We start from the raw sequence: 15,608 nt of genomic DNA on the forward strand, positions 1-15,608 counted from the left end.
CCGCTCAGGACCGCAGGCCCCGGATCGCGTACGCCGCCATCGTGACGCCGGTCAGGCCGAGCAGGAGGGGGAGCGGGGCGGTGGCGAAGGACTGCTGCCCCGCCCAGCCGGCCCACACCAGCACCCACACCACGCCGACCGTGAGCCGCCCGCCCGCCCCGCACACCCGCAGCAGCACCGCCGCGAGCGCCAGGCAGACCGCCTGCGCCGCGATCGGGGCCAGCCACACCGCCGCGCCCGTGCCGAGGAGACCGGCACCGGGGCCGACGGCGGGCGGCGGGAGCAGGCCCAGGAGCGGCGGGGCGGTGTGCAGGGCCAGGAAGGTGGCGAGGAGCACGGCCGCCGCGTAGCCCCCGCGGAAGGCGCGCCGGGCGACCGCCGCGCCGAGGAGGGCGACGAGGAGCAGCCCGGCGGCCAGGGTCGGCGCGGGCAGCGCGGTGAGCAGCTGCGTACCCGCGAGCCGGGCCGCGTCGAGCGGTTCGGCGCCGGCGAGCGGCAGCCAGAAGACCGCCGCGGCGGCCGCGAGCAGGGACCACGGGACCGCTGCCGCGCGGTCGCGTACGGGCGGGACCGGCTGCGGGACGGGCTCCGGGACCGGCGCGGTCCGGCGCGCCGGTGCGGGTTCCGGGGTGCGGGGCCGGGGGACGTACACCGGGATGCCGAAGGCCGGCGTCACCGAGTCCTGCGCGGCCGTGGCGCGCAGATAGGCGCTCTGCCGCGCCCACTGCGTGCCGTAGCCGTCGTCGTCGGGGAGGGCGGGGGAGGCCGCCGCGGAGGTGGGGGCGGCGGTGGCCGCGGGCTCGGCCGCGGGGGGTTCCGCGGTGCCGACGCCCTTCAGGACCGCCCGCAGGCCGGGCACGCACACCAGGGCCGTCACCGTCATCCCGCCGAGCACCGCCGCGCCCGCCCCGGCGATGCCGAGCGGCCCGAGGAGGACGGCGGCGGAGCCGAGGACGAGGACGCACATGGCGCCCTGGACGGCGGCGAGCATCCCGGTGCGGCCCTGGACGCGGAGCACCCCGAGGTACAGCTCCACCGCGACCCGGGGGAGCGCCCCGGCGGCGAGCAGCCGCAGCACCAGGGAGCCGTTGTCGGTGTAGCCCTGGCCGAAGGGGGCGAGGATCAGCGGCGCGAAGAGGACGAGGACGAGGACGACGGGGACGAGCAGCAGCACCATCCGGCGCAGGGCGCCCCGGACGCCCTCGGCGAGCGACTCGGGGCTGTGGGAGGCGTGCGCGGTGAGCGAGGAGGCCATGTTGATGGCCATGAACTCCATGGTGCCGCCGACGGTGTACGCCGTGTAGAAGAAGGCGTTGTGCGCGGCGTCGAAGCGGACGGCGACCATGACCGGCAGCAGGCTGATCATGAGGAGGCTGAAGACGGCCCCGAAGGCGTCGCCGGCCACGAAGCGCCGGATCTCGCGGTACGTGGGCGGCTCGCGGTCCCGGTCGGCGCGGGCCTGCGCCGGGATGAGCCGGCGGAAGACGAGCCAGGCCAGCGGGACCGTGGAGAGGGCGATCGCGGCCGCCCAGGAGACGAAGACGCCGAGGACGGGCAGGGCGGCGGCGAGGACGACGAGCAGGACGAGCTTGCCGACCGAGAAGACGGCGTTGCCGACCGGCACCCAGAAGGCCTTCCGCAGGCCGGTGAGGACGCCGTCCTGGAGGGTGAGCAGCGCCCAGCCGACGGAGGACAGGGTGAAGAAGATCCCGGCGGAGAGCGTGCCGAGGGGGGCGTACGAGGGGCCCCACAGGTCCAGGGTGAGCAGGAAGATCCCGGAGGCGGCGGCCACGACCACCGTGCTGAGCAGGTAGAGGCGGGCGACGAGCGGTCCGGTGGCGCGGCCGGCCCGGGGGACGTAGCGGACGACGGCGCCGGAGAGGGTGGTCGCGGTGATGGAGGCGAGCATCCGCTGGGCGGCGATGGCGGCCGAGCCCTGGCCGACGGCCTCCTCGCTGTAGTAGCGGGCGGCGACGAGCCAGAAGCCGAGGCCGAGGGCGGCGGAGACGCCGGTGGAGAGCATGAGGGCGTAGGCGTTGCGGAAGAGCGAGTCCCCGCCGTCGGCCGCCGCCGGGGTCCCGGTGCCCTTCGCCTCCCGGGCCCCGGGGGCGTCCGGGTCGGCGCTCCTGGCTCGTACGGTCCCGGTCACCGGGCGCCGCCGGCGGCGGGCACGGGCGCGGCCGGCCGGGCACCCGAGGCGCGCAGGACGGCGAGGACCTCGTCGGCGCGGCGCGGGTCCACGGGCAGGGCGTGCCGGGCGAACCAGGCGGCGCCCGCGGGCGCGGGGGAGGGGTCGGTGAACCGTTCCCCCGCGTAGGTGTCGAGCGGCGGGTCGTAGAGGTAGCCGACGGTGATGCGGCGGCGGGCGAGGGCGGCGACGGCGGCGTCCCGGTCCTCGACGAGGAGCGGCACCCGGAAGAGCGGCGGCACCTCGCCGTCCGCGGGGAGGCCCTGCCCGGAGTACTCGCTGGTGAGGAGGCGGGCGGTACCTTCCCGGTGGGCGTCGAGGACGGTGTCGAGGGCGGCGAGCCTGCGGCGGGTGCGGGCGAGGCGGGCGGTGCCGGGGCGGAGCCGGTAGTCGTGCATGTCGACCCGCACCCAGGAGTGGAAGGGGTCGAGCGCGGGGGCCGCGCCGAGCGCGCGGGCGAGTTCCTCGGGGCGCAGCGGCATCCGGATGCCGGGCCGCTCGTGGGCGCCGAGGGCGCGGAGGGCGGCGTGCGCGGGCCGGGCGAGGCGCAGGCCGCGGGCGGTGGCCTCGGCGTACGGGCGGGCCAGGTAGGCGGCTTCCTTGGCGAGCCGGGCCGGGCGGAGCAGCGCGTCCCGCTCGGCGGCGAGTCCGGCCCGCAGGACGGGGTCGGCGACGGCGAGGAAGCCGCCGGTCTTGGCGCCGGTGTGCTTGGAGAGGCTGAAGACGGCGGCGTCGCCCCAGGCGCCGACCGGTCGGCCGCCGACGGTGGAGCCGATGGCGTGGGCGGCGTCCTCCAGGAGCGGGATGCCGAGCCGGTCGCAGCGGGCGCGCAGGGCGGGGGCGGGGTCGGGGTTGCCGTACAGGTTGGTGGTGAGGACGGCGGAGAGCCCGGACCAGACGGCGTCGGGCACGGCCGCCGGGTCGAGGGAGCCGTCGCGCGGGTCGAGCGGCGCCTGGACGGGCCGGAGGCCGGCGGCGAGCACCACGAAGAAGATGACGTCGTCGTTGACCGGTGACATGAGTACCCGGCCGCCGGGCGGGCACCAGCGGCGCAGCGCGAGGTAGAGCCCGAGCCGGCACGACGGCACGTAGAGGCACTCCCGGCCGCCGAGCCGCGCGCGCATGACGTCTTCCAGGTCCGCGTACGCAGAAACCATGACAGATTCCCCCCAGATCCCCGGGCTCAATGTCGCCCATTCCGGACGGTGCCGTCAACAACGGCCCGCCCGGCGGCCCGTGCGGCCGCTCCCGTGAACGCGCGGAAGGGCCCGTCCGGGTCGAAGACCGTGAACGGGCCCTTTCCGTCGCCATCTTGGCGGTTCGCGGGGGCCGGTGGGGGCGATTCCTCCGGAGCGGCGGTCATTCCTCCAGGGTGAGTCCGCGGCGCAGCCGGGCCAGGGTGCGGGAGAGCAGCCGGGAGACGTGCATCTGGGAGATGCCGAGTTCGGCGCCGATCTCCGACTGGGTGAGGCCGGTGACGAAGCGGAGGGAGAGGATGAGCCGTTCGCGTTCGGGGAGCGAGGCGATCATCGGCTTGAGGGAGGCGATGTACTCGATGCCGGTGAGGCCGTGGTCCTCGTAGCCGAGCCGGTCGGCGAGGGTGGACTCGTTCTGGCCGTGGTCGTCGTCCTCGGTCTGGGCGTCGAGGGAGGCGGCCGTGTAGGCGTTGCTGGCGGCCATGCCCTCGACGACGTCCTCCTCGGGGATCCGGAGCTCGGCGGCGAGTTCGGCCACGGTGGGTGCCCGGTCGAGGCGCTGGGAGAGGGCGTCGCCGGCCCGCGCCAGGTCGAGGCGGAGCTCCTGGAGCCGCCGGGGGACGTGCACGGACCAGGAGGTGTCGCGGAAGAACCGCTTGATCTCGCCGATGATGGTCGGCATCGCGAAGGTGGGGAACTCGACGCCGCGGGCGAGTTCGAAGCGGTCGATGGCCTTGATGAGGCCGATCGTGCCGACCTGGACGATGTCCTCCATGGGCTCGCTGCGGGTGCCGAAGCGGGCGGCGGCGAAGCGGACCAGGGCCAGGTTGAGTTCGACGAGGGTGTTGCGGACGTAGGCGTGCTCGTGGGTGCCCTCCTCCAGCTCGGCGAGCCGGGCGAAGAGGTCCTTCGAGAGCGCGCGGGCGTCGGCGGGCGCGACCCGGTCGAGGGGTCCTTCGAGCTCCGGGGGGAGCAGGGGTGTGGGGTGGGCGGTACGGGGAAGGGCTGTTGTCGACGGCGCGGTGGGGGTGCGCGGGGCGTCGAGCCGGGGTGACATGGGTCTCCTCCAGGGGTGGGGGGTACGGGTGCGGTGTGCGGCGCCTCCAATGCCGGCTGGATCGGTGTTCCTCCTAGCCCTACCTGCTCGGCGGCGGTCGTTGCAAGTGGCAATAATCCGTTTTGGGTGGTTTCATGGGGGGCTCGTGTGCACGGATGGGCGCCCCGCTAGTAGGGTTCGACGCAGTCGATCGAGGAGGGCGTCACACCATGGACCGCCAGCACATCGGCAGCGTGCGGCCCGAGCGGCTGCGGGTAGAGGCGAGGACCGTCGACGGTGACGCGGAACTCCTCGTCCCGGTGGGTGAGCTCGATCACCACACCGCCGAACTGCTGCGTGCACCACTCGACGCGGCCCTCGACGCCGGCCGCGTCCGGCTCGTCGTGGACTGCGCCGGACTCGGCTTCTGCGACTCCACCGGCCTCAACGTGCTCCTCGGGGCCCGGCTGCGCGCCGAGGCCGCCGGCGGCGCGGTCCATCTGGTGGCCATGCGGCCCGCCGTGGCCCGGGTCTTCCGGATCACCGGCGCCGAGGCCGTCTTCACCCTGCACGAGACCCTCGCCACCGCCCTGCCCGACTCCGGCTGACCCCCGCCGCACCCCCGGGCCCCTTTCCCGCCCCCTGCCCCTGCTCTCTCGTCGACCGGTGAGGTGAAGTGCTGATGGACCAGGCTTCCGACGTCCTTGAGGTCCGTACGCTCGCGCTCGGCGAGACCAGCGGGACCGTCCCGCTCGCCCGCGACTTCACCCGGACGGCGCTGACCGAGTGGGGCTGGTTGCCGGCCGTCGGCGCCGACCGCCGGGCCGCCGCGGAGGACGTCCTGCTCGTCGTCTCCGAGCTCGTCACCAACGCCTGCCTGCACGCCGAGGGCCCCGAGCAGCTCCAGGTCGTGCGGCTCGCCTCGACCATCCGCCTGGAGGTCACCGACCGGGGCGCCGGCCAGCCCACGCCCCGCACCCCGCACCGGGCCGGGCGCCCCGGCGGACACGGCATGTTCATCGTGCAGCGGCTCTGTCTCGACTGGGGCATCGAGCGGGTGCCGGGCGCCCCCGGCAAGACGGTCTGGGCCGAACTGGCCTCTCCCGCCTGACGGTTCCGCGTCCCCCGGCGCCCGCCGCCGCGGGACTTTCACCGTCGCCCTTCTTCCCTCCGCAAGGCCCCGGGCGTACCTTGACGGCCCATCTGATGGGGCGTCAGGAAGCGACCCCGTCAAGATCCCCTGCACGGTGAAGGGCACGGCCCCGGTCTCCCTGACCCTGGACACCGCCAAGCAGTCCGGCGGCGCCTCCGGCACCGGCGGCGACGGCGGCGCGGACGGCGGGGGCAGCCCCGTCGGAGGCGGCGACGGCGGGTCCGGCTCCGACGACGGCCTCGCCCGGACCGGCGCCGGGTCCGACGGCGCCCTGCGCGCCCTCGGCCTGGTCGCCGGGACGGATCCTCCTCGGCGGCGCGGTCTTCACCTTCACCGCGTGGCGCCGCCCGGCCCGCCGGAGTCGCTGACGCGGGGCGCGGCGGGAACGGGACGGCCCCGGCACACCCTGTGGTGTGCCGGGGCCGTCCGCCGTGCGGAAGCGCGGGTCAGTGCACGTCGCCCATGAGGCCCTGGACCTTCTTGCGGTACATGAAGATCGCGAAGCCGGCGGCGACCGCGAGGGACGCCTGGAGGGCGATGATGCCCGTGCCGTTGAGGTCGACGCCCGCGATGGAGAGCAGACCGGTGGTGCAGTCACCGGCGGTGACGGCGAGGAACCAGACGCCCATCATCTGGGAGGCGTACTTCTGCGGCGCCATCTTGGTCGTCACCGAGAGGCCGACCGGAGAGAGGCACAGCTCACCGATGGTCTGGATCATGTAGATCGAGACGAGCCACATCGGGGAGACCTTGTCGCCGCCGCCCGCCATGTTCATCGGGACGATGAAGACGAAGAAGGAGGCGCCGACCAGGACCAGGCCCATCGCGAACTTCACGATGGTGTTCGGCTCCTGGTTCTTGCGGGCCAGCCACAGCCACAGCCAGGCGAAGACCGGGGCCAGCGCCATGACGAAGAGCGGGTTCAGGGACTGGTACCAGGTGGCGGAGAAGCCGAGGCCGAAGACGGTGTCCGCGGTCTTGTCGTCCGCGAAGAGCGACAGGGTCGAACCACCCTGGTCGTAGATCATCCAGAAGATGGCGGCGGCGACGAAGAACCAGATGTAGCCGGTCATCTTCGACTGCTCGGCCCGGGAGAGGTCCTTGTCCCGCTTGATCCGGGAGAGCACCGCGATCGGGATGATCAGGCCGGCGAGGGTCAGCGGGACGAGCGCCCAGTTGAGCGTGTACATCCCCAGGGCGACGACGACGCCGTAGAAGGCGGCGACGACGACGGTCACCAGCGCGACCTTGGTGAGGACCGTCTTGCGCTCCAGCGCCGAGAGCGGGTTCGGAACCTCGCTGCTCTTCGGGTTGAGGCTCTTGGCGAAGCCGAGGAAGACGGCGAGGCCGAGGCCCATGCCGACGGCGGCGAGCGCGAAGCCGAGGTGCCAGTTGACCTCCTTGCCGATCGTGCCGATCAGCAGCGGGGAGACGAAGGCGCCGACGTTGATGCCGATGTAGAAGAGGGTGAAGCCGCCGTCACGACGCGGGTCCTCGGGCCCGTCGTAGAGGTGGCCCACCATCGTCGAGATGTTGGCCTTCAGCAGACCCGAACCGACGGCCACCAGCGCGAGGCCGACGAAGAACATCGCCGAACCGGGCAGGGCCAGGCAGACGTGGCCCGCCATGATCACGAAACCGGCGATGGTGACGGTCTTGCGCGCGCCCCAGACGCGGTCGCCGAACCAGCCACCCGGCATGGCCATGAGGTAGACCATCGACACGTAGACCGAGTAGATGGCCGTGGCCGTGGCCGCCTTCATGGCGAGGCCGCCGCCCTGGCTGCCCACGGCGGCGTCGGCGCCACCGGAGACCAGGTAGTACACCAGCAGGGCCCGCATGCCGTAGTAGGAGAACCGCTCCCACATCTCGGTGAAGAAGAGCGTGGTCAGGCCGCGGGGGTGGCCGAGGAACGTCTTCTGGTACCGGGGGACACCGGTCGAAGCCGTCGTCAGGCTGGAAGCCATGGTCGATCCTTGCTAGCTCGGGACGCGACGCCTCGTGAGCGTGATGCGCCCGGTGGGGGGTGGCCGGCACCGGCCGGAGCGTTCGCGCCCCGTCCGGGATCCACGCCCCGCCGCGCGACTTCCGCGCCACGGGACCCGGCCCACAGGTCTTCACCGTCCGAGGCCGGCAGTGCCAACCTCCCGCAGAGAAGAGGACCTTGGCTGACGAAGCAGGCCAAAGGTCCCCTAATACCGCTACAGACGTCTCGCCACCATACGACACGACAGTGCCGGATATGGAAGGACTTGAGAGATGGATCACAGGTGACCAAGGAACCAAGGAGCGCCATTCCAAGGTGATGTACAGGTTACGCACCCTGCTTCGGAGGCGGTGGCCGCCGCCCCGCGATCCCGCCCCGGCCCGGTACCCGTGCGGACTACCATCACCCCATGACCCGTGTACTGCTCGCCGAGGACGACGCATCCATCTCGGAACCGCTGGCCCGCGCCCTGCGGAGAGAGGGGTACGAGGTCGAGGTCCGCGAGGACGGGCCCGCCGCGCTCGACACCGGCCTCCAGGGCGGCGTCGACCTGGTCGTGCTCGACCTGGGCCTGCCCGGCATGGACGGCCTGGAGGTCGCCCGCCGCCTGCGCGCCGACGGGCACACGGTCCCGATCCTGGTCCTCACCGCACGCGCCGACGAGGTCGACACCGTCGTCGGGCTCGACGCGGGCGCCGACGACTACGTCACCAAGCCCTTCCGCCTCGCCGAGCTCCTCGCCCGGGTCCGGGCCCTCCTGCGGCGCGGCGCCACCGAGCCGGCCCCCGCGCCCGCCACCCACGGCGTCCGCATCGACGTCGAGTCGCACCGGGCGTGGATGGGCGACGAGGAGCTCCAGCTCACGGCGAAGGAGTTCGACCTCCTGCGCGTCCTGGTCCGCGACGCGGGCCGGGTCGTCACCCGCGACCAGCTGATGCGCGAGGTCTGGGACACCACCTGGTGGTCCTCCACCAAGACCCTCGACATGCACATCTCCTGGCTCCGCAAGAAGCTCGGCGACGACGCGGCGAACCCCCGCTACATCGCCACGGTGCGAGGCGTCGGCTTCCGCTTCGAGAAGAGCTGACCCCTCTCCCCTCCGCCGCGCGGGGAGGGAGAGCCGCACGGCGCCCCGCCCCGCACCCGAGGCCTCCGGGTCCGACCCAGCGCCCGAGGCCCTCGCGCTCCACCCCGCACCCGAGGCCTGTGGGCCCGATTCCGCACCCGAGGCGTCAGGCCTCATCCCGCACCCGACCCCGTGCCCGAGGCCTCCGGGCCCCGATTCCGTGCCCCGTGCTCCAGGCCTCGCGCCCGCCCCCGTGCCCGAGGCCCCGGCCCGACCCCCGCCTGAGGCCCCCGGACCCGACCCCGCGTCCGAGGCCTCCCCGTCCCGACTCCCGCCCGTAGGGCCCGCGGGCCCCACCCCGCCCGGAGCAGCCCGCACCGACAGGGGCCCGGCAGCCCAGGGCCTCCGACCCCCACCCCGCCCGGGAGGGCACGTGCGCCGCCGCCTCATCACCAGCACCCTCGCCGTCGTCCTCGTCGTGATCACCGTCTTCGGCGTCTCCCTGGTCCTCGTCGAGACGAGGACGATCACCAGCAGCGCCCAGGAGAGCGTCGACGCCGAAGCCCTCCGCATCGTCTCGATCGTCGACAGCCGGTTGATCGGCGGCGAGCCGGTGAACCCCGCGATCCTCGCGGAGCAGGGCGGCGCGAAGCGGTACGCCCTGGTCACCATCCCGGGCCGCCCGCCCATCGAGATCGGCACCCGCCCCACCGACAGCGTCATCCGGGGCTACGCCGAGGGCGAGCGCGGCGAGACCGTGATCGTCGAGGAGTCCCGCTCGGCCGTCACCTCCGAGGTCGGCAGCACCGCCCTGATCATCGTGGCGGTCGCCGGGCTGGCGGTCATCGCCGCCGTCCTCCTCGCCGTGCGCCAGGCGAACCGGCTCGCCTCCCCGCTCACCGACCTCGCCGAGACCGCCGAACGCCTCGGCTCGGGCGACCCGAGGCCACGGCACCGGCGGTACGGGGTCCCCGAGCTGGACCGGGTCGCGGACGTCCTCGACGCCTCCGCCGAGCGCATCGCCCGGATGCTGACCGCCGAGCGCCGGCTCGCCGCCGACGCCTCCCACCAGCTCCGCACCCCCCTCACCGCGCTGTCCATGCGCCTGGAGGAGGTCGCCCTCGCCGACGACCTGGACACCGTCAAGGAGGAGGCGACGATCGCGCTGACGCAGGTCGAGCGGCTCACCGACGTCGTCGAGCGGCTGCTGACGAACTCCCGGGACCCCCGCTCCGGCTCCGCCGTCGCCTTCGACCTCGACGAGGTCGTCAAGCAGCAGATCGAGGAGTGGCGTCCCGCCTACCGCAGCGCGGGCCGCGCCATCGTCCGCTCCGGCAAGCAGGGCATGCGCGCGATCGGCACCCCGGGGGCGGTCGCCCAGGTCCTCGCCGCGCTCATCGAGAACTCGCTCATGCACGGCGGCGGCACCGTCGCCCTGCGCACCCGCGTCACCGGAAACCAGTCGGTGATCGAGGTCACCGACGAGGGCCCCGGCGTCCCCGCCGACCTCGGCGCGCGGATCTTCGAGCGGGCCGTCAGCGGCCGCAGCTCCACCGGCATCGGCCTGGCGGTCGCCCGGGACCTGGCGGAGGCCGACGGCGGGCGCCTGGAGCTGCTCCAGCAGCAGCCGCCGGTCTTCGCGCTCTTCCTGAGCAAGGAGGCCCGCAGCGTCGCCGACGAGCCCCGGGAACGCCCCGTGCGGTGAGCTTCCCTACACGTGGTCGGGCTGCCGGCGCCGCGCCTGCCGCGGCGTGGGGACCGGCTCCTGCTCCAGGAAGGACTCGGCGGTCTGCACGGCCTCCTTCGCCGGCAGCGCCCGGAAGACCCAGGTGCGGTAGGACCAGAAGCGGAACAGGGTCCCGAGGCCGATCCCGAAGAACTTGAAGAAGTTGCTCGCCAGCGAGCCGTTCCACCCGAGGCCGTACGTCGCCGCGTACAGCACGCCGTTCTCGATCACGAGGCCGACGAGGCTGAACAGCAGGAAGAGGGTCATCTCCTTGGTGCGGCCCGACTTGTCGCGGTCGCGGTACGTGAAGTAGCGGAACCCCACGTAGTTGAAGGCGATGGCCACGACCGTGGCGATCAGGCTGGCCCGTACCACCGGGAGCTCCGTGGTGTGCCGGACCAGGTTGAAGACGGCCAGGTTGACCAGGACACCGAGGCCGCCGACCACGCCGAACTTGGCGACCTCTCGGCCGAGCAGGGCGAGTCGCATGCGCAGCGCGCCGGGTTCGCTCATGGTGGGGTCGGTCCGTCCGTCGGGTGACGTCCTGGTGACGTCAACCCACTCATGCTAACCAGCCACCCCTGTCACCCGCCCGAGTAGGCGCGAAAGCTGTGGAAAACCCGGGCGCACCCGGTCACGCCTTGTGGCAATCCACAGCCGGACGAGTGTTCACGGATGGTGCGGATACCCTAAGAGGGTGACGTTCCCGGTAGTAGGCATGGTCGGCGGCGGGCAGCTCGCCCGCATGACGCACGAGGCGGGCATCCCCCTCGGCATCAAGTTCAAGCTCCTCAGTGACACCCCCCAGGACTCGGCGGCCCAAGTGGCCGGCGAGGTCGTCATCGGCGACTACCGGGACCTGGAGACGCTCCGCGCCTTCGCGCGCGGCTGCGACGTGATCACCTTCGATCACGAGCACGTCCCCACCGAGCACCTGCGCGCCCTGGAGGCCGACGGCATCCCCGTCCGCCCCGGGCCCGACGCCCTGGTGCACGCCCAGGACAAGGGGGTGATGCGGGCGAGGCTCGACGAGATCGGCGCGCCCAGCCCCCGCCACCGCATCGTGGCCGACCCGGCCGACGCGGTCGCCTTCGCCGACGAGGTCGGCGGCTTCCCGATCATCCTCAAGACCGTGCGCGGCGGATACGACGGCAAGGGCGTCTGGTTCGTCCGCACCGCCGAGGACGCCCGCGACCCCTTCCTCGCCGGGGTGCCCGTGCTCGCCGAGGAGAAGGTCGACTTCGCCCGCGAGCTCGCGGCGAACATCGTCCGCTCCCCGCACGGCCAGGCCGTCGCCTACCCGGTGGTCGAGTCCCGCCAGGTCGACGGCGTCTGCGACACCGTGATCGCCCCCGCCCCCGACCTCGACCCCGAGCTCGCCGGGCAGGCCCAGGAGCTGGCGCTGCGGATCGCCCAGGAGCTCGGCGTCGTCGGCCACCTCGCCGTCGAGCTCTTCCAGACCACCGACGGCCGCATCCTCGTCAACGAACTGGCGATGCGCCCGCACAACTCCGGCCACTGGACCCAGGACGGGGCGATCACCAGCCAGTTCGCCAACCACGTCCGCGCCGTCCTCGACCTGCCGCTCGGCGACCCCCGCCCGCGCGCCCCGTGGACCGTGATGTGCAACGTCCTCGGCGGCGACTACCCGGACATGTACCAGGGCTACCTGCACTGCATGGCCCGGGACCCGCAGCTCAAGATCCACATGTACGGCAAGGACGTGAAGCCCGGGCGTAAGGTCGGTCACGTCAACACCTACGGCGACGACCTGGACGAGGTGCTGGAGCGCGCCCGCCACGCCGCCGACTACCTGCGAGGGACGATCGTTGAGTAACCAGGTGAGCAACGGTACGAGCGACCAGGGGAGCGGCCCGCTCGTCGGCATCGTGATGGGCTCCGACTCCGACTGGCCCGTCATGGAGGCCGCCGCCCAGGCGCTCGACGAGTTCGGCATCCCGTACGAGGTCGACGTCGTCTCCGCCCACCGCATGCCGCGCGAGATGATCGCGTACGGCGAGGAGGCCGCCGGCCGCGGCCTCAAGGCGATCATCGCGGGCGCCGGCGGCGCCGCCCACCTGCCGGGCATGCTCGCCTCCGTCACCCCCCTCCCGGTCATCGGCGTCCCCGTGCCGCTGAAGTACCTCGACGGCATGGACTCGCTGATGTCGATCGTCCAGATGCCCGCCGGCATCCCGGTCGCCACCGTCTCCATCGCCGGCGCGCGCAACGCGGGCCTCCTCGCCGTCCGTGTGCTCGCCGCCGCCGACCCCGAGCTCCAGGCCCGGATGAGCGCCTTCCTCCAGGACCTCAACGACCAGGCCACCGAGAAGGGCAAGCGGCTGCGCGCCAAGGTCGCCGGCGCCGACTCCTTCGGGTTCGGCAAGTGAGCGCGGCCGAGCGGCTCGCCGAGGCCCGGGCCCTCCTCGCGGAGGCCCCCGTCGTCGACGGGCACAACGACCTCCCGTGGGCGCTGCGCGAGCAGTGCGGCTACGACCTCGACAAGCTCGACATCGCGGGCGACCGCTCGGCCTCCCTCCACACCGACCTCGCCCGGCTCCGCGCCGGCGGGGTCGGTGCCCAGTTCTGGTCCGTCTACGTCCCGGGCAGGTTCGCCGGCGACCACGCGGTGAGCGCCACCCTGGAGCAGATCGACGCCGTCGACCGGCTCGTCGAGCGGTACGCGGCCGACCTCGCGCCCGCCCGCACCGCCGACGACGTCGTCAAGGCCCGCGCCGAGGGCCGGATCGCTTCCCTCAAGGGCGCCGAGGGCGGTCACTCGATCGACAACTCCCTCGCCACCCTGCGCGCCCTGCACACCCTCGGCGTGCGGTACATGACCCTCACGCACAACGAGAACAACGACTGGGCCGACTCCGCCACCGACGAGCCCCGGCACGGCGGCCTCACCGCCTTCGGCCGCGCCGTCGTCCGCGAGATGAACCGCTGCGGCATGCTCGTCGACCTCTCGCATGTCGCCGAGACGACCATGCGGGACGCCCTCGACGAGACCACCGCGCCGGTGATCTTCTCCCACTCCTCGTCCCGCGCGGTCTGCGACCACCCGAGGAACGTCCCCGACGACGTCCTGGAGCGGCTGCCCGCCAACGGCGGCGTGGCGATGGCGACCTTCGTCCCGAAGTTCATCCTCCCGGCGGCCGTCGAGTGGACCCTGCGCGCCGACGCCAACCTCCGCGCCCACGGCCTCCACCACCTCGACACCACCCCGAGGGCGAGGGAGATCCACACCGCCTTCGAGGCCGAGCACCCCCGCCCGATCGCCACCGCCGCCACCGTCGCCGACCACCTCGACCACATGCGCGAGGCCGCCGGCATCGACCACATCGGCATCGGCGGCGACTACGACGGCACCGCCTTCACCCCCGCGGGCCTCGACGACGTCGCCGGCTACCCCCACCTGATCGCCGAACTCCTCGACCGCGGCTGGTCCCGCGCCGACCTCACCAAGCTGACCTGGTCGAACGCCCTCCGGGTGCTCGGCGACGCGGAGGCCGTCTCGCGGGACCTCACCGCCCGCACGGCCGCCTCGCACGCCATGATCGCCCAGCTCGACGGCGTCTGACGGCGGCACCGGGACCTCGCGGAGCCGCTGCGCCGCGACCCGGGCCTGGCCCACGGCAACGCGAACCGGGCCCGTGACACCTATGGGGAAGGGGCGCACCGGATCCGTCCGGTGCGCCCCTTCCCCGCCTGTCGTCAGGCGCGCGGGCGGCCCATCGCGCGGTACGTCCAGCCGGCCGCCCGCCACCGCTCGCCGTCCAGGGCGTTGCGCCCGTCGAGGACGACCGGGGACGCGGCGGCGGCGGCCAGTTCCGCCGGGTCGAGCTCGCGGAACTCGCGCCACTCGGTCAGGTGCAGCACCACGTCCGCGTCCCGGACGGCCTCCAGGGCCGAGTCCGCGTAGCCGAGGGTGGGGAAGACCTTGCGGGCGTTCGCCATGCCCTTGGGGTCGTAGACGGTGACCTGGCCGCCCTGGAGGTGGATCTGGCCGGCGACGTTGAGCGCGGGGGAGTCGCGGACGTCGTCCGAGTCCGGCTTGAAGGTGGCGCCGAGGACGGCGACCCGGCGGCCCAGGAAGGAGCCTCCGCCGAGCGCCTCGCGGGCCATCTCGACCATCTGGCCGCGCCGCCGCATGTTGATGGAGTCGATCTCGCGGAGGAAGGTCAGCGCCTGGTCGACGCCGAGCTCGCCCGCCCGGGCCATGAAGGCGCGGATGTCCTTGGGCAGGCAGCCGCCGCCGAAGCCGACGCCGGCCCGCAGGAACTTGTTGCCGATCCGCTCGTCGTGGCCGATGGCCTCGGCCAGCTTGGCGACGTCGCCGCCGGCCGCCTCGCAGATCTCCGCCATCGCGTTGATGAAGGAGATCTTGGTGGCGAGGAAGGAGTTCGCGGCCGTCTTGACCAGCTCGGCGGTCGGGAAGTCGGTGACGACGAAGGGCGAACCCTCGGCGACGGGGACCGCGTACACCTCGCGGAGCAGCTTCTCGGCCCGCCCGCCGTCCTCGCCGTGGACGCCGACGACGATCCGGTCGGGGCGCAGGGTGTCCTGGACGGCGAAGCCCTCGCGCAGGAACTCCGGGTTCCAGGCCAGCAGGACGCCCTCCGGCAGCACTCCGGCGAGCCGCTCGGCCGAGCCGACCGGGACGGTCGACTTGCCGACGACCAGCGAGCCGGCGCGGGCGACGGCGGCCAGGGAGGCGAAGGCGGCGTCGACGTAGCTCATGTCGCAGCCGTACTCGCCGTGCTTCTGCGGGGTGTTCACGCAGACGAAGTGGACGTCGCCGAAGGCGCCGACCTCCTCCCAGGAGGTGGTGAAGCGCAGCCGGCCGGTGGAGCCCTCGACGCCGGCGACGTGCTTGCCGAGCAGTTCCTCCAGGCCGGGCTCGAACATCGGGACGCGTCCGGAGGCCAGGAGCTCGACCTTCTCCGGCACGACGTCGAGTCCGAGGACCTCGAAGCCCATCTCGGCCATGGCCGCGGCGTGGGTGGCGCCGAGGTAGCCGGTGCCGATCACGGTGATCTTCAGGGCCATGCGGGACTCCAGGAGCGTCGGGCGAAAGTGCCTGCCCGAGCATAGTCGGGCCCTGGCAGAGCGCCCGGTACACGCCCTACCCTTTGGGTTACTTAACAGTAGTTAGCAATCCAGGGAGCTCGACAGCATGGGCAAGGACTTCGACCTGTACCGGACGTCGGAGGAGCACGAGATGCTCCGGGAGTCGGTGCGTGCGCTGGCGGA

General features: G+C 73.4%; 13 protein-coding genes. 7 read left to right on the plus strand and 6 right to left on the minus strand.

The window, feature by feature from the left end; translation table 11 throughout:
• Positions 1–4 precede the first annotated feature (4 nt).
• From ACFZCF_RS28605 to ACFZCF_RS28615, 3 genes are all read right to left on the minus strand, one after another.
• Positions 5–2,149 (minus strand): lipopolysaccharide biosynthesis protein, encoded by a 2,145-nt coding sequence (locus tag ACFZCF_RS28605; RefSeq protein WP_391289778.1) that lies wholly within the window; start codon positions 2,147–2,149, stop codon positions 5–7.
• Positions 2,146–3,345 carry a DegT/DnrJ/EryC1/StrS family aminotransferase gene (locus tag ACFZCF_RS28610; protein WP_391289780.1) on the minus strand — a complete coding sequence of 400 codons (1,200 nt, stop codon included), beginning with the start codon at positions 3,343–3,345 and terminating at the stop codon, positions 2,146–2,148. The genes ACFZCF_RS28605 and ACFZCF_RS28610 overlap by 4 nt, the downstream gene beginning before the upstream one ends.
• Before the next feature lie 202 nt (positions 3,346–3,547).
• Positions 3,548–4,441 carry an RNA polymerase sigma factor SigF gene (locus ACFZCF_RS28615; protein ID WP_388449046.1) on the minus strand — a complete coding sequence of 298 codons (894 nt, stop codon included), beginning with the start codon at positions 4,439–4,441 and terminating at the stop codon, positions 3,548–3,550.
• A 209-nt stretch (positions 4,442–4,650) separates the two neighbouring features.
• Between ACFZCF_RS28615 and ACFZCF_RS28620 the strand changes: the two genes are divergently transcribed.
• On the plus strand, positions 4,651–5,028 hold the full coding sequence (locus ACFZCF_RS28620) for an STAS domain-containing protein (RefSeq protein ID WP_388449044.1): 378 nt from the start codon (positions 4,651–4,653) through the stop codon (positions 5,026–5,028).
• Between the two features lie 74 nt (positions 5,029–5,102).
• A complete protein-coding gene (locus ACFZCF_RS28625) occupies positions 5,103–5,531 on the plus strand; it encodes an ATP-binding protein (RefSeq protein WP_388449042.1) in 429 nt (142 codons plus the stop codon).
• A gap of 488 nt (positions 5,532–6,019) precedes the next feature.
• Here the strand turns inward: ACFZCF_RS28625 and ACFZCF_RS28630 are convergent, their stop codons facing one another.
• Positions 6,020–7,540, minus strand: coding sequence for a peptide MFS transporter (locus ACFZCF_RS28630; RefSeq protein WP_388449038.1), 1,521 nt, complete (start codon positions 7,538–7,540; stop codon positions 6,020–6,022).
• Positions 7,541–7,969: 429 nt separating this feature from the next.
• Here ACFZCF_RS28630 and ACFZCF_RS28635 point away from each other — a divergent pair, with 429 nt between their 5' ends.
• Entirely contained in the window at positions 7,970–8,647 is a 678-nt protein-coding gene (locus ACFZCF_RS28635) for a response regulator transcription factor (RefSeq protein WP_382805121.1), read from the plus strand.
• A 412-nt stretch (positions 8,648–9,059) separates the two neighbouring features.
• A complete protein-coding gene (locus ACFZCF_RS28640; protein ID WP_388449036.1) occupies positions 9,060–10,331 on the plus strand; it encodes an ATP-binding protein in 1,272 nt (423 codons plus the stop codon).
• 6 nt (positions 10,332–10,337) lie between these two features.
• Here ACFZCF_RS28640 and ACFZCF_RS28645 read toward each other — a convergent pair whose 3' ends face one another.
• On the minus strand, positions 10,338–10,865 hold the full coding sequence (locus tag ACFZCF_RS28645; protein WP_388449034.1) for a GtrA family protein: 528 nt from the start codon (positions 10,863–10,865) through the stop codon (positions 10,338–10,340).
• 184 nt (positions 10,866–11,049) lie between these two features.
• Here ACFZCF_RS28645 and ACFZCF_RS28650 point away from each other — a divergent pair, with 184 nt between their 5' ends.
• The 3 genes from ACFZCF_RS28650 to ACFZCF_RS28660 are packed head-to-tail and all read left to right on the plus strand — an operon-like array spanning position 11,050 to position 13,935.
• Positions 11,050–12,189, plus strand: a complete 1,140-nt coding sequence (locus tag ACFZCF_RS28650) for a 5-(carboxyamino)imidazole ribonucleotide synthase (protein WP_388449032.1) — start codon at positions 11,050–11,052, stop codon at positions 12,187–12,189.
• A 55-nt stretch (positions 12,190–12,244) separates the two neighbouring features.
• Positions 12,245–12,742 (plus strand): 5-(carboxyamino)imidazole ribonucleotide mutase, encoded by a 498-nt coding sequence (gene purE, locus ACFZCF_RS28655; RefSeq protein WP_388449277.1) that lies wholly within the window; start codon positions 12,245–12,247, stop codon positions 12,740–12,742.
• Positions 12,739–13,935, plus strand: a complete 1,197-nt coding sequence (locus ACFZCF_RS28660) for a membrane dipeptidase (protein ID WP_391289784.1) — start codon at positions 12,739–12,741, stop codon at positions 13,933–13,935. The genes purE and ACFZCF_RS28660 overlap by 4 nt, the downstream gene beginning before the upstream one ends.
• A 134-nt stretch (positions 13,936–14,069) precedes the next feature.
• On the opposite strand, the gene ACFZCF_RS28665 is transcribed toward ACFZCF_RS28660, so the two are convergent.
• Positions 14,070–15,404 carry a UDP-glucose dehydrogenase family protein gene (locus ACFZCF_RS28665; protein WP_388449029.1) on the minus strand — a complete coding sequence of 445 codons (1,335 nt, stop codon included), beginning with the start codon at positions 15,402–15,404 and terminating at the stop codon, positions 14,070–14,072.
• Positions 15,405–15,608 lie beyond the last annotated feature (204 nt).

The sequence above is a fragment of the Streptomyces sp. NPDC007945 genome (assembly GCF_042958885.1).
GTDB lineage: Bacteria > Actinomycetota > Actinomycetes > Streptomycetales > Streptomycetaceae > Streptomyces.